At 63.8% G+C, this 12,043-nt stretch carries 11 protein-coding genes and 1 pseudogene; 3 read left to right on the top strand and 9 right to left on the bottom strand.

Annotation, left to right across the window (positions count from 1 at the left end):
* Positions 1-106: 106 nt before the first annotated feature.
* The 6 genes from PSOLE_RS03350 to PSOLE_RS03325 all read right to left on the bottom strand — a co-directional run bounded on the left by PSOLE_RS03350 (position 107) and on the right by PSOLE_RS03325 (position 5,849).
* On the bottom strand, positions 107-796 hold the full coding sequence (locus tag PSOLE_RS03350) for an SDR family oxidoreductase (protein WP_074855289.1): 690 nt from the start codon (positions 794-796) through the stop codon (positions 107-109).
* 165 nt (positions 797-961) lie between these two features.
* On the bottom strand, positions 962-1,528 hold the full coding sequence (locus PSOLE_RS03345) for a DUF922 domain-containing protein (protein ID WP_004424573.1): 567 nt from the start codon (positions 1,526-1,528) through the stop codon (positions 962-964).
* Positions 1,525-2,109: an IMPACT family protein gene (locus tag PSOLE_RS03340; RefSeq protein ID WP_004424572.1), complete on the bottom strand. Its 585-nt coding sequence runs from the start codon at positions 2,107-2,109 to the stop codon at positions 1,525-1,527. The genes PSOLE_RS03345 and PSOLE_RS03340 overlap by 4 nt, the downstream gene beginning before the upstream one ends.
* 71 nt (positions 2,110-2,180) lie before the next feature.
* Positions 2,181-4,061: a PhoX family protein gene (locus PSOLE_RS03335; RefSeq protein ID WP_074855288.1), complete on the bottom strand. Its 1,881-nt coding sequence runs from the start codon at positions 4,059-4,061 to the stop codon at positions 2,181-2,183.
* Positions 4,062-4,115: 54 nt separating this feature from the next.
* Positions 4,116-4,781, bottom strand: coding sequence for a TetR/AcrR family transcriptional regulator (locus tag PSOLE_RS03330; RefSeq protein WP_074855287.1), 666 nt, complete (start codon positions 4,779-4,781; stop codon positions 4,116-4,118).
* Between the two features lie 150 nt (positions 4,782-4,931).
* The gene (locus tag PSOLE_RS03325; protein ID WP_074855286.1) at positions 4,932-5,849 is read right to left on the bottom strand and encodes a LysR family transcriptional regulator; all 918 of its coding nucleotides are present in this window, start codon (positions 5,847-5,849) and stop codon (positions 4,932-4,934) included.
* Between the two features lie 162 nt (positions 5,850-6,011).
* On the opposite strand from PSOLE_RS03325, the gene PSOLE_RS03320 reads away from it, so the two are divergent.
* Both PSOLE_RS03320 and PSOLE_RS03315 read left to right on the top strand, forming a co-directional pair.
* A complete protein-coding gene (locus PSOLE_RS03320) occupies positions 6,012-7,358 on the top strand; it encodes an aspartate aminotransferase family protein (RefSeq protein WP_074855285.1) in 1,347 nt (448 codons plus the stop codon).
* Between the two features lie 107 nt (positions 7,359-7,465).
* Positions 7,466-8,962 (top strand): CoA-acylating methylmalonate-semialdehyde dehydrogenase, encoded by a 1,497-nt coding sequence (locus PSOLE_RS03315; protein WP_074855284.1) that lies wholly within the window; start codon positions 7,466-7,468, stop codon positions 8,960-8,962.
* A 102-nt stretch (positions 8,963-9,064) separates the two neighbouring features.
* Here the strand turns inward: PSOLE_RS03315 and PSOLE_RS03310 are convergent, their stop codons facing one another.
* The gene (locus PSOLE_RS03310; protein WP_169713308.1) at positions 9,065-9,271 is read right to left on the bottom strand and encodes a hypothetical protein; all 207 of its coding nucleotides are present in this window, start codon (positions 9,269-9,271) and stop codon (positions 9,065-9,067) included.
* 176 nt (positions 9,272-9,447) lie between these two features.
* Here PSOLE_RS03310 and PSOLE_RS03305 point away from each other — a divergent pair.
* Positions 9,448-10,274, top strand: a pseudogene (locus PSOLE_RS03305) (arylamine N-acetyltransferase family protein).
* 355 nt (positions 10,275-10,629) lie between these two features.
* Here PSOLE_RS03305 and PSOLE_RS03300 read toward each other — a convergent pair.
* Together PSOLE_RS03300 and PSOLE_RS03295 are read right to left on the bottom strand one after the other, a co-directional pair.
* Entirely contained in the window at positions 10,630-10,866 is a 237-nt protein-coding gene (locus PSOLE_RS03300) for a hypothetical protein (RefSeq protein ID WP_074855283.1), read from the bottom strand.
* A gap of 359 nt (positions 10,867-11,225) precedes the next feature.
* Positions 11,226-11,930: a lipopolysaccharide kinase InaA family protein gene (locus tag PSOLE_RS03295; RefSeq protein WP_074855282.1), complete on the bottom strand. Its 705-nt coding sequence runs from the start codon at positions 11,928-11,930 to the stop codon at positions 11,226-11,228.
* Positions 11,931-12,043: the final 113 nt, after the last annotated feature.

The following is a 12,043-nucleotide window of genomic DNA, read 5'->3' as shown; positions in this document are numbered from 1 at the left end:
AGGGGCTTTAGCCGCGACCGTTGCTCGGATGTAATCCGGGGGCAACAGAAATCACTACTTGCGGCTACCAGGGCTAGCTTCTGCGAGCGGCCCGGTTTGAGCGCTTTTACCAGGGCAAAGGATTGCCTTCGAAGTCCTGATAACTCAGGCCTGGCCGGCCGACGGCAACGCTGACCTGTTCGACCATGCCCTTGCAACTGCTGTCGATATCCAGCGGGGCGTCGGCGCCGCCCATATCGGTGCGTACCCAGCCTGGGTGCATCAGCAGCACGCCGAGCTGCGGATTGTCCTGAGTGCGCACGAAGCACTGCACGAGGTGGTTGAGCGCAGCCTTGCTGGCGCCGTAAAGCGGCATGCCCAGCCCGGCACCCGCCTCGATGCTGCCGAGGATCGAGCTCATGAACACAATCAGCCCATGTTCGGCGGCCAGGTTCGGCAGCAGGCGCTCGGCCACGCGCAGTGGGGCGACGGCGTTGGTCAGGAACAGCTGACCCATTTCCTCGGCGCTGGCCTGTGCGGTGCTGTGGTGCTCGGGGCCGGCGACCCCGGCGTTGACGAAGATGACGTCGAACTGCTGATCATTCAGGCGGTTGGCCAACTGCTCGAGGCTGTTCGGATCAGTCATCTCCAGTTGCTCCACGCGTACGCCGAGTTCTTGCAGAGGGGCTTGGGCTTGTTGCGCTGCGCTGCGCACGGTGGCGGTCACGGCCCAGCCCTGGGCGGCGAATTCACGGGTCAGGCCAAGGCCGAGGCCACGTGAGGCACCGATGATCAGAATGGATCGGGGCGCAGTCATATCAGGCTCCATGGCGGATGAGAAAGAGGATCAGCATAGCGAATGTCGATCCGATAAGCCTGGCACGGCAATCCCCTGTAGGAGGCCCGCCTCGGGGCGAAGCTTTTCGAGTGCGTCCAGCCACGATTCGCGGCGGGGCGCCGCTCCTACATTTTTGCTGCAGTGTTATTCCGTCAACCTGGCGCCTTGGCTGCGGCCATGGCCGGTTTCGCGGTCGTAACGGCGTTCATGTTCGAGATGCCGTTGCAGCACGGCATTGGCGCGCCGGTTGGCCTGCTGTTGCAGCTCGGTGCAACTGGGGTATTCAGGTGTCGCCAGCAGCGCCGCGTCTATCTCGGCGGCTGCTGCCTGGCCGATGCGGTAATGGCCCAGCTCATGTTCGCGCAGTGCGCCCAGGTACTGTTCGAAACGCTGGCGCTGCTGTGCGTCGCCGCCACCGAGGCGGGGCAGGGTGATGGTGGCGTTCAACTGGGTGCGGGTGAGATCGATCTGGCAGCGACCGTCGCGTTGCTCGCGCCACCAGAAATTCCATTGCACCTGCCAGCGTGTGTAGGCGTGGTAGATCTGGCCGTTCTGGCGAATCGGCGAGGCCTGGTTGATGGTGCGGCTGAGGGACTCGCCGGACGCTACCTGCAGGTCGTAGTACTGTTCCTGCAAACGCTCCTGCACTTCGGCGTGGGCCGACAGGGCGAGCCACAGCAGCGGCAGCAGGGCTGCGGTCGTTCGTTTCATGGCGCTTTCAGACTCTCGCGGCCACGGCTGATATCGCCCAGCAAGCGTTCCAGCGCGGCGTGCTCTGCCGGCGCGACGGCCAAGTGCAGACGTGCGCCGGTGGCGTCGTAATCCTCGCTCTCGATCAGGCTGTCCAACTCGTTCAGACGCGCTTTGAACAGCGGCAGTTCGGCGAACTGCAAATGACAGGTGAAGGGCTGCCGCAGCACCAGTTCACGGCGCTCGCCGGCTTGCAGGCATTTCGCCGCGCTGCCGCCGTAGGCGCGGGCCAGCCCACCGGTGCCAAGCTGAATGCCGCCGTACCAGCGAATCACCAGCACCACCACCTGATCGCAGTCCTGCCCCTCGATGGCGGCGAGGATCGGCCTGCCAGCCGTGCCGCCCGGTTCGCCGTCGTCGTTGAAGCGGTACTGGTTGCCGGCCTTCCACGCCCAGCAGTTGTGCGAGGCGGCCAGGTCGCTGTGGCTGTCGATGAAGGCTTGCGCCTCGGCTGCGCTGTTGACTGGCGCGGCGAGGGCGAGGAAGCGACTCTTGCGGATTTCCTCGCGGTACTCGCAAGGGCCGAGCAGGGTAGTGGGCATGGCACGCGGGTCTGCAAACGAAAACGCCCGCCAGTATAAGCCTGGCGGGCGTCATTTCATGCAGCGCGGGTTCAGGCGCCGATCACGCCGCCGTCGTCACGGCGAACCACCACCACCGAGGAGCGCGGGCGCATGCCCGGCTGATGGTCGGGGAAGCTCGAGTCGCCGTCTTCACCCGGATGTTGCACGCCGATGAACAGCGCGCGGTGATCGGGGCTGAAGGCCACGCCGGTAATCTCGCAGCCCTTCGGGCCGACCAGGAAGCGACGAATCTCGCCGCTGACCGGGTCGGCGCAGAGCATCTGGTTGTTGCCCATGCCGGCGAAGTCGCCGCTATTGCCATAGTTGCCGTCTGTCTGGATCCACAACCGGCCATCCTGGTCGAAGGCCAGCCCGTCCGGACTGTTGAACATGTTGTCGGCATTGACGTTGGTCGACCCGGCGTTGGCGCTGTCGGGGTGCACCACCGGGTTGCCGGCGACCACGAACAGATCCCAGTCAAAACGCTCGGCTGCGGCGTCGTCAGCCGCTTCGCGCCAGCGCAGAATCTGCCCGTAGAGGTTGTTGGCGCGCGGGTTGGCGCCGTCCACCGGCTGACCTTCGCTGCCACGCTGCACATTGTTGGTCAGGGTGCAGTAGACCTGGCCGTCCTGCGGGCTGACGGCGATCCATTCCGGGCGATCCATGCGGGTTGCGCCCACATGGCTGCCGGCAGCGCGGGCGCGAATCAGCACATCGCCCTGGTCGCTGAAGCCGTTTTCTGGGGTCAGGCCATTGTGGCCGAAGCTCAGTTTGATCCAGCGGCCGGAGCCACGCGGCTGCTGCGCGTCGGCATCCAGCTGGGCCACGTACAGGTCGCCATGATCGAGCAGGTGACGGTTGGCCTTGGGGTTGTTCTTGTCGAGGCGATCACGGCTGATGAATTTGTAGATGAACTCACCGCGCTCATCATCGCCCATGTACACCACCACACGGCCATCGCGGCTGAGGGTGATGGCCGCGTTCTCGTGCTTGAAGCGGCCCAGCGCAGTGCGCTTGATCGGCTTGGACGCGGGATCGAAGGGATCGATTTCGGTGACCCAGCCGTGGCGGTTCAGCTCGTTGGGGGTGCGGGCGATATCGAAGCGCTCATCGAACAGGTGCCAGCGGTTGTCGCTGGCACCTTCGAGTTTGACGCTGTAGCGCTTTTGCGCAGGCGTCAGTTGCAGCGCGGCGTCGGTGCTGCCGAAGCAGTCGCTGAAGTTCTCTTCGCAGGTCAGGTAAGTGCCCCAGGGCGTCATGCCGTTGGCGCAGTTCTGGAAGGTGCCGAGCACTTCGATACCGGCCGGATCAGCGGCGGTCTTCATCGACGCGTGGCCGCGCGCCGGGCCGCTGATTTCCATGGGCAGGTTGGCGTGGATGCGGCGGTTGTACGCCGAGCCCTGGACGAACTGCCAGGCGCCGTCCGCATCGCGCTTGACCTCGATGACGGTGACACCCACGGCAGCCTGCGCCTTGCGCACGTCTGCCAGTGACTGCGGCGGCTTGCCGTGTGCCAGCAGGTAAGGGTAATTGCAGTATTCGTTGTTGATCGCCATCAGCGCGCGGTTGGCATCGCCCGGCCAGGGGAAGAAGCTCATGCCGTCGTTGTTCTCGCCGAACTGGCCAAGCTGCTCCTCGGCGCTGTTGCTGCCGTCGCCACGATAGGCTGCGGAGTCCTGGTGCAGCGGCTGGCCCCAGCTGATCAGCACGTCGAAGCGATAGCCCGGCGGCAGGGTGATGGTGTCTGCGGTGCTGGCGGCAATGTTGTCGAAGCCCAGCAGCGGCCTGGCACTGATGGCGTTGGCCAGTGCCGTGCGGCCCAGCGGGCTGCCTGCCAGGAACAGGGCAGCACCGGCCAGGGCGCCGGTGCCGATGAAGCGGCGGCGGCTAAGTACCAGGCGCTGCAGGTCAGTCAGATCGTGGTTGTCCATCAGGCATGTCTCCTCCAGAAATGGAGGGCAGCCTAGTGCGCGGATGTGACGAATCTATGAAGCTTTGTTGACGGGCGTCAGGCCGCAGCCCTTGAGGATGATCTGCACCAGTTGATCGGCGGCCTCCTCGAAGTCCTGCTTGGTCAGGCGTGAACACTGCTTGACGCGGCAGATTTGCGAGGCGAAGTCGGCGTAGTGCTGGGTGCTGCCCCAGAGCAGGAAGATCAGGTGCATGGGGTCGACCGGATCCATCTTGCCGGCGGCGATCCAGGCCTCGAACACGGCAGCGCGGCCACGGAACCAGTCCAGGTAGTGCTGGTTGAAATACTGCGACAGGCAGTCGCCGCCGCTGATCACTTCCATGGCGAAGATGCGCGAAGCCTTCGGCTGGCGCCGGGAAAACTCCATCTTGGCGCGGATGTAGCGCTCCAGCGCCTCGGCCGGATCATCATCGACGCTCAGGGTGTTGAAGGTGCTGTCCCACAGTTCGAGGATATTGCTCAGCACCGCCAGGTACAGGCCCAGCTTATTGTTGAAGTAGTAGTGCAGGTTGGCCTTGGGCAGGCCGACGTTCTGCGCGATGGTGTTCATGCTGGTGCCCTTGAAACCATGGCGGGCGAACTCTTCCTCGGCGGCCTTGATGATGGCTTCTTCATTCTTCTGGCGAATGCGCCCGGCAGGTTTGTCGCTGGTGTGATGGGCGGGTACTTCGAAGGTCATAGAGCAATTCCATGCTGATCGGGGAGCGGCGCGCCTGCACTGATACCCCAGCATTGCCTGGGTGACAAGTGCGCTACGTGGAAAAACGCTGGGGCAGGGCTCAATTGCCCCGAGAGGCGGCTGTGTGGGGGCTTTTCCGGCATCTGGCACTCAGCCATCGGCCAGTGCTTCGAGAAAACTCTCCAGTACCAGATGGGCACGCCGTCCTTTGCGCGTGACCGCTGCCAGGTTGATGTCGTAGTAGCGGCTGCTGGCCTTGAGCGCGCGCAAGCGCCCCTGCTGCACCCATGCCTGGGCGTAATGATCCGGCAGGTAGCCGATGTAACGTCCGGTGAGGATGAGAAAGGCCATGCCCTCGCGGTCCGAGGCGCTGGCCGTGCAGTTCAGCGCCTGGTAATGGCTCTGTACCTCGGGCGGCACGCGAAAGGTCGGGGCGATCGCCTCCTGGGCGTTGAGTCTTTCGTCCTCGAGCTGCAGATCATCGACGTAGAACAGCGGGTGGCCGACCGCGCAGTAGAGCAGCGAGCGCTCGTCGTAGAGCGCCTGGTATTCGAGGCCGGAGAGGGCGCCGACCTGCGGCACCACGCCGATATGCAGGCGACCGTCGAGCACGCCCTGTTCCACTTCCGAGGGTGGCGTCATGCGGATATGGATGCGCACGTCCGGCCCCTGTACCTTGAGGCGCGCCAGGGCATTGGTAATGCGCATGTGCGGGATGGTCACCAGGTTGTCGGTCAGGCCGATGTTCAGCTCGCCGCGCAGGTGCTGGTGCAGGCCGTTGACCTCGGTGCGAAAGCTCTCCAGCGCCGCCAGCAACTGCAGCGTGCTCTGGTACACCTCGCGGCCTTCCTCGGTCAGGGCGAAGCCGGCGCGGCCACGCTGGCACAGGCGCAGGCCAAGGCGTTGTTCGAGGTCGCTCATCTGCTGGCTGATGGCCGAGCGACCGATGCCCAGCGCGCTTTCTGCGGCAGAGAAGCCGCCGCATTCGACCACGCTGCGAAACAGTTTGAGCAGGCGGATTTCAAAGTCGCTGACCTGGGCCAGCGGATCGGGACGGCGGCTGCTCATTAGTTTAGTAAGCCTTGAACTGAAGATAAGAAGAGCATTGTTTTACTGACTCTATGCCCGTGGCACCTTTGCTGGCAACTACCCTGTAGGAGCCGGCTTGCCGGCGATCATCGCCCGCAAGCGGGCTCCTACACCCGATTGCCTGCCCGAGTGAGGCTCCCAATGAACATGCCGCAGACTGCAACCCCGTCCCTGGCCAGCCAGCTCAAGCTGGATGCGCACTGGATGCCGTTCTCCGCCAACCGCAACTTCCAGCGCGACCCGCGTCTGATCGTGGGTGCTGAAGGCAGTTGGCTGGTCGATGATCAGGGCCGCAAGATCTACGACAGCCTGTCCGGCCTGTGGACCTGCGGCGCCGGCCACTCGCGCAAGGAAATCCAGGAGGCCGTGGCCAAGCAACTCGGTACCCTCGACTATTCGCCGGGCTTCCAGTTCGGCCATGCGCTGTCGTTCAAACTGGCCGAGCAGGTCGCCGACCTGATGCCGGGCGACCTCAACCACGTGTTCTTCACCGGCTCCGGCTCCGAGTGCGCCGACACCGCGGTGAAGATGGCCAAGGCCTACTGGCGCCTCAAAGGCCAGGCCTCCAAGACTCGTTTCATCGGTCGTGCCCGTGGCTACCACGGCGTCAACATCGCCGGCACCGCGTTGGGCGGCATCGGTGGCAACCGTAAGATGTACGGCCAACTGATGGACGCCGACCACCTGCCGCACACCCTGCAGCCGGGCATGGCCTTCACCAAGGGCATGGCCGAAACTGGCGGCGTGGAACTGGCCAATGAACTGCTCAAGCTGATCGAGCTGCACGACGCTTCCAACATCGCCGCGGTGATCGTCGAGCCGATGTCCGGCTCCGCTGGCGCCCTCGTGCCGCCGGTGGGCTACCTGCAGCGCCTGCGCGAAATCTGCACCCAGCACAATATCCTGCTGATCTTCGACGAAGTCATCACCGGCTTCGGCCGCATGGGCAAGTGGAGCGGCGCGGAGTTCTTCGGCGTGACCCCAGACCTGATGAACGTCGCCAAGCAGATCACCAACGGCGCCATCCCGCTGGGTGCGGTGATCACCAGCAGCGAGATCTACAACACCTTCATGCAGCAGCCGTCGCCGGAGCACATGATCGAGTTCACCCACGGCTACACCTACTCGGCGCACCCGGTGGCCTGCGCCGCTGGTCTGGCGACGCTGGAGTTGCTCAAGCGCGAGAACCTGATCCAGCAGTCCGCCGAGTTGGCGCCGAAGTTCGAGGCCGCGCTGCATGGCCTGAAGGGTACCAAGCACATCATCGATATTCGCAACTGCGGCCTGGCTGGCGCCCTGCAGATCGCCCCGCGTGACGGTGACGCGGTGATCCGTCCGTTCGAGGCCGGCATGGCCCTGTGGAAGGCCGGTTTCTACGTACGCTTCGGTGGCGACACCCTGCAGTTCGGCCCGACCTTCAATGCCAAGATGGAAGATCTCGACCGCGTCTTCAACGCCGTCGGCGACGTGCTGAACAAGCTGGATTAAGAGCGAGCGCACCCCTTTCTGTAGGAGCCCGCTTGCGGGCGATGTTGTAAAACGGATCGCCGGCAAGCCGGCTCCTACCCACAGTAATTACGTCTAGGAGCTTTCCCATGAGCCATATCCCTCACCTGATCAACGGCGAGCGCGTTGCCGGCAACGGTCGCAGCGCCCCGGTGTACAACCCGTCCACCGGCGACTCCACCAGCGCCGTCGGCCTGGCTGATCGCGCCACCATGCAACTGGCCATCGACGCCGCCAAGGCTGCCTTCCCGGCCTGGCGCAACACACCGCCGGCCAAGCGCGCGCAGATCATGTTCCGCTTCAGGCAGTTGCTGGAGCAGAACGAGAACGAAATCGCCGCACTGATCAGCGCCGAGCACGGCAAGACCCTCGAAGACGCCGTCGGTGAACTCAAGCGCGGCATCGAGAACGTCGAGTTCGCCTGCGCCGCCCCGGACATTCTCAAGGGCGAATACAGCCGCAACGTCGGCCCGAACATCGACGCCTGGACCGACCTGCAACCCATTGGCGTCGTGGCAGGAATTACCCCGTTCAACTTCCCGGCCATGGTGCCGCTGTGGATGTACCCGCTGGCCATCGTCTGCGGTAACTGCTTCATCTTGAAGCCGTCCGAGCGCGACCCGAGCTCCACCCTGTTCATCGCCGAACTGCTGAACCAGGCCGGCCTGCCCAAGGGCGTGCTGAACGTGGTCAACGGCGACAAGGACGCGGTCGACGCGCTGATCGAAGCGCCTGAGGTCAAGGCCCTGAGCTTTGTCGGTTCGACGCCGATCGCCGAATACATCTACAGCGAAGGCACCAAGCGTGGCAAACGCGTGCAGGCCCTGGGCGGCGCCAAGAACCACGCCGTGCTGATGCCCGATGCCGACCTGGACAACGCCGTCAGCGCACTGATGGGCGCGGCCTACGGCTCCTGCGGTGAGCGCTGCATGGCCATCTCCGTGGCCGTGTGCGTGGGCGACCAGATCGCCGATGCGCTGGTCGAGAAGATCGTCCCGCAGATCCAGGCGCTGAAGATCGGTGCCGGTACCTCTTGCGGCCTCGACATGGGCCCGCTGGTCACCGCTGCAGCGCGCGACAAGGTCAAGGGCTACATCGACGCCGGTGTGGCGCAGGGCGCCAAGCTGGTGGTCGATGGTCGTGGTCTGGTGGTGCCGGGTAACGAGAACGGCTACTTCGTCGGCGGCACCCTGTTCGACCGAGTGACCCCGGACATGACCATCTACACCGACGAGATCTTCGGCCCGGTGCTGTGCATCGTTCGCGTCGGCAGCCTGGAAGAAGCCATGCAACTGATCAACGATCACGAGTACGGCAACGGCACCTGCATCTTCACCCGTGACGGTGAAGCGGCGCGCCTGTTCTGCGACGAGATCGAAGTGGGAATGGTCGGCGTCAACGTGCCGCTGCCGGTACCGGTGGCTTACCACAGCTTCGGCGGCTGGAAGCGCTCGCTGTTCGGCGACCTGCATGCCTACGGCCCGGATGGCGTGCGCTTCTACACCCGCAAGAAGGCCATCACCCAGCGCTGGCCGGCGCGCAAGAGCCACGAAGCGGCGCAGTTCGCCTTCCCCAGCAATGGCTGAGTGAGCTGCTGCTTTGAATGAAAAGGCCGATCAAGAGATCGGCCTTTTTGTTGTCAGGCAGCAGGTTGCTCGTTGCAAGCAGCGCTCCGCTGGAGACGCCGTTCACTGCGCCTGGTCGATGGCCTCCTGCAGACGCCGAGTGTTCGCCGCATTGGCCTGGTCGATCTGCTGCTTGAGCTGCTCCATCTGCTGTTGGGCCTGTTTGGCCTGCTCAGCCTGGAGCGTCGCCGTAGCGGCCGTCTCACCGGCGCCGCAGCCGCCCAGGGTGATTAACAGGGAAAGGGTGCAGCAATGGCGCAGGTGCATCATGGAGTCCTCGGGCAAGCTCGTGCGGTGAGCGATAGATTGGCGCATTTGTGCCGGTTTGTGTGTGCCGGCTGCCGCAAAGCGAAAGCGCTGATTCGAGCACGCCATGCCGCTCGTTGCATATCGTCTGTCCACGTCCTCTGGTAATACAGCCGGCAGGTAGAAAAGGGAGATGCACGATGACCGAGCCATTCATGCTGGATTTACACATGTACCTCGGGCGCCTGGGTTACTCGTCGGCGCCGCCACCGACCCTCGACACCCTGCGCGAGCTGCAAGAGCGGCACACTGCCGAGTTCCCCTTCGAAACCCTGGCGAGCATGCTGCGCGTGCCGGTGGAGGTCGAACCCGCCGCGGTCCAGGACAAGCTGCTGCGCCAGGGCCGTGGCGGTTACTGCTTCGAACTCAACCGTCTGTACCTGCTGCTGTTGCAGGAATTGGGCTTCGACGCGCGCGGGCTGACCGGCCGCGTGGTCATGGGCGGGCCGGAAGATGCCCTGCCAGCGCGTACCCATATGCTGGTGCTGGTGACCCTGGGGGCGTTTGCTACATCACCGACGTCGGCTTCGGCCGCATGGTGCCCACCGGTCCCTTGCTGCTCGACAGTGAGGCCGAGCAGGCCACGCCGCATGAGCCTTATCGTTTGACGCTGGTGGATGACACCTACACCTTGCGCGCACTGGTGGCGGACAGCTGGCGGGCGATGTACCTGTTCGATCTGCAGCAGGTGGCGGATATCGATTACGTGGTGGGCAACTGGTACGTGTGCACCCACCCGGAATCGCCCTTTCTCGGCCAGATGATCGCCGCACGCACCGGGCCAGGCCTGCGCAAAACGCTGAACAACGGCAGCTTCGCCATCCACCGCCTGGGGCAGGCGAGTGAGCGGGTGCAACTGCAGAGTGTCGATGAGGTGCTCAGGGTTCTGCGCGAGGAGTTTGGCATTCGGGTGCCGGAGCATCCTGAGCGACGGCAGATCATCGAGCGGTTGATAGCGGGGGCGTGAAGGCAAGGTCGCTGGTATCGCCGCGTTCTTGTAGGAGGGGCTTCAGCCGCGAAAATCTTTCAGCCAACCGAGATTGCTGACGGAACAGCGATCAGTTCCCCTCTCCCGCTTGCGGGGCGTAAGCGGAAATAGCGAAGAACTGCTTCGCCTGCTGAAGCGCCAGCCTGCTAAAACGCCATTATGCGGGCATTTTCAGGGGGGCTGTGGGGCCAGAGGCATGAGCGAGTACTGGAAGTATCGAGGAGCAGAGCGGGTGATCGAGCTGCACGGGTATGAGCGCCAAGAGGCAGCGCCTGACGGGCCACCTGCTGCTGCAGGTCAGCCCGCTTGGCGAAGGTGTGACCGTGGGTATGGCTTAGTGCTCGCCCTTCATTGCGCCACTGAGGCCGAACATCAGCACCAGCAGGTTGGCATCGGGTTTGGCGGCGGGCTGCACTTGCTTGCGCAAAGGCTCGGTGGGGCAGGGCTCTGCGGCGGTGCAGGCTTGCGCTTCCAGCACACGTGGGCCGGGCTCCTGCCAGGCTGCGGCGGCGATTGCCGTTACGCTGAGGGCGAGGCCCAAGAACAAACCTCGTGCTATTTCTAATTTCATTTTGCTAACCCCTTGAAAGCGCTGCCAAACGCTGTTCGCTAAACCTAGATCACCCATTGCCTTGTCGTCGTCTCATGCGACGAACGGTCTTAGCGCGTAGCTGGCACCAGCCGGGGCTGTACTGGGACACAGGCCTTGTCGGTTGGTTCAACAATGCTGCGGGTAACATATCGACGTAACCTTAGGTGCCCGTTAAGGCCCCCCTGTAACAGCCGGCCCTGGCAGTTGCAGTCGCCTGCAGCTCTGTTTGCTACCCAGCGCAAAGGTGCAAGGTAGAGCCACTTCCTGGTGGGGGTGATGGGGATGGAACGAGGTGTTGCGGAAAAAACACTACCGGCCCTGGGCCGGCAGTCGTTTGTTTAGGCAATAGCCGTGCCGAGGCCTTTGGCACCATCGGCGAAGATCTGGCGATAGCCCTGTAGCAGTTGCTGCCAGTCGGCGTCGGACCAAGGGCTGTGGCGTCGCAGTTGAGGCAGGTCGTGCTGAGCGGCTTGGACGCGTGTCAGGCGGCGACGGCTTTTCTCCAGATCCAGCAGGGCAACCTGCGGCGTTTCGCCGGCAAGGTTAACGAAGACATGTTTGGCATACAAGCAACCGTGCTGCCAGCGCCCCAGGTGCATGCGCGCCAGAGTCGCGCCAACAAGTTGCAGCAGCTCGGTGTGTACGGTTTCGCCACAGGCTTCGCGGCCGCCTTTGGCGTACCAGCTTTGGATGTCCATGAAGCCTTCGAGCTCGGCGGTCACCAGCAGGCCCCGCCAGCCCTGTTGTGGGTCGCGTTCAACGCCGCAGTAGATCAGCTTGGGAACGGGCACGCCGAGTGCGTCCAGGGCCAGCAATGCACTGCGTTCGCGCAGTACGGTCGGGCGTCCCTGTGGGTGCAGCAGGCTGCGGTAGATATGGCCGATCTGTTTCTTGGCGTAGAGCACGCCGGTTTCATCCAGCAGGCGCTGCACGCCACTTTTGCCGCCGCGGCGAGCATTGGGCTCTTCGACCCAATCACCTTGCTGTTGCCACCAGTATTGGAATACCTGCTGAGGAATCTCGCGCGTACTGCAAAAGGCCATATTTTTGTTCTTCTATTGGAGGTTTGCGCAGCACTCGTCTCGTGAGCGGGGACTACGTCGTTCAGGGTTGTAACAAAACATAAGCAAACAACGTTCCCGAGTCCATCGGTAAT

This window comes from Pseudomonas oleovorans subsp. oleovorans (genome assembly GCF_002197815.1).
GTDB lineage: Bacteria > Pseudomonadota > Gammaproteobacteria > Pseudomonadales > Pseudomonadaceae > Aquipseudomonas > Aquipseudomonas oleovorans.
Note: the sequence above shows the minus strand (reverse complement) of the source record. Positions and strands in the feature narration are given on the sequence as shown.

Bases quoted from the DNA above. Each gene is read 5' to 3' on its own strand.
- PSOLE_RS03335 (WP_074855288.1), bottom strand. From the start codon at position 4,061: ATGGACAACCACGATCTGACTGACCTGCAGCGCCTGGTACTTAGCCGC.
- PSOLE_RS03315 (WP_074855284.1), top strand. From the start codon at position 7,466: ATGAGCCATATCCCTCACCTGATCAACGGCGAGCGCGTTGCCGGCAAC.
- PSOLE_RS03345 (WP_004424573.1), bottom strand. From the start codon at position 1,528: ATGAAACGAACGACCGCAGCCCTGCTGCCGCTGCTGTGGCTCGCCCTG.
- PSOLE_RS03295 (WP_074855282.1), bottom strand. From the start codon at position 11,930: ATGGCCTTTTGCAGTACGCGCGAGATTCCTCAGCAGGTATTCCAATAC.
- PSOLE_RS03320 (WP_074855285.1), top strand. From the start codon at position 6,012: ATGAACATGCCGCAGACTGCAACCCCGTCCCTGGCCAGCCAGCTCAAG.
- PSOLE_RS03350 (WP_074855289.1), bottom strand. From the start codon at position 796: ATGACTGCGCCCCGATCCATTCTGATCATCGGTGCCTCACGTGGCCTC.
- PSOLE_RS03310 (WP_169713308.1), bottom strand. From the start codon at position 9,271: ATGATGCACCTGCGCCATTGCTGCACCCTTTCCCTGTTAATCACCCTG.
- PSOLE_RS03325 (WP_074855286.1), bottom strand. From the start codon at position 5,849: ATGAGCAGCCGCCGTCCCGATCCGCTGGCCCAGGTCAGCGACTTTGAA.
- PSOLE_RS03340 (WP_004424572.1), bottom strand. From the start codon at position 2,109: ATGCCCACTACCCTGCTCGGCCCTTGCGAGTACCGCGAGGAAATCCGC.
- PSOLE_RS03330 (WP_074855287.1), bottom strand. From the start codon at position 4,781: ATGACCTTCGAAGTACCCGCCCATCACACCAGCGACAAACCTGCCGGG.
- PSOLE_RS03300 (WP_074855283.1), bottom strand. From the start codon at position 10,866: ATGAAATTAGAAATAGCACGAGGTTTGTTCTTGGGCCTCGCCCTCAGC.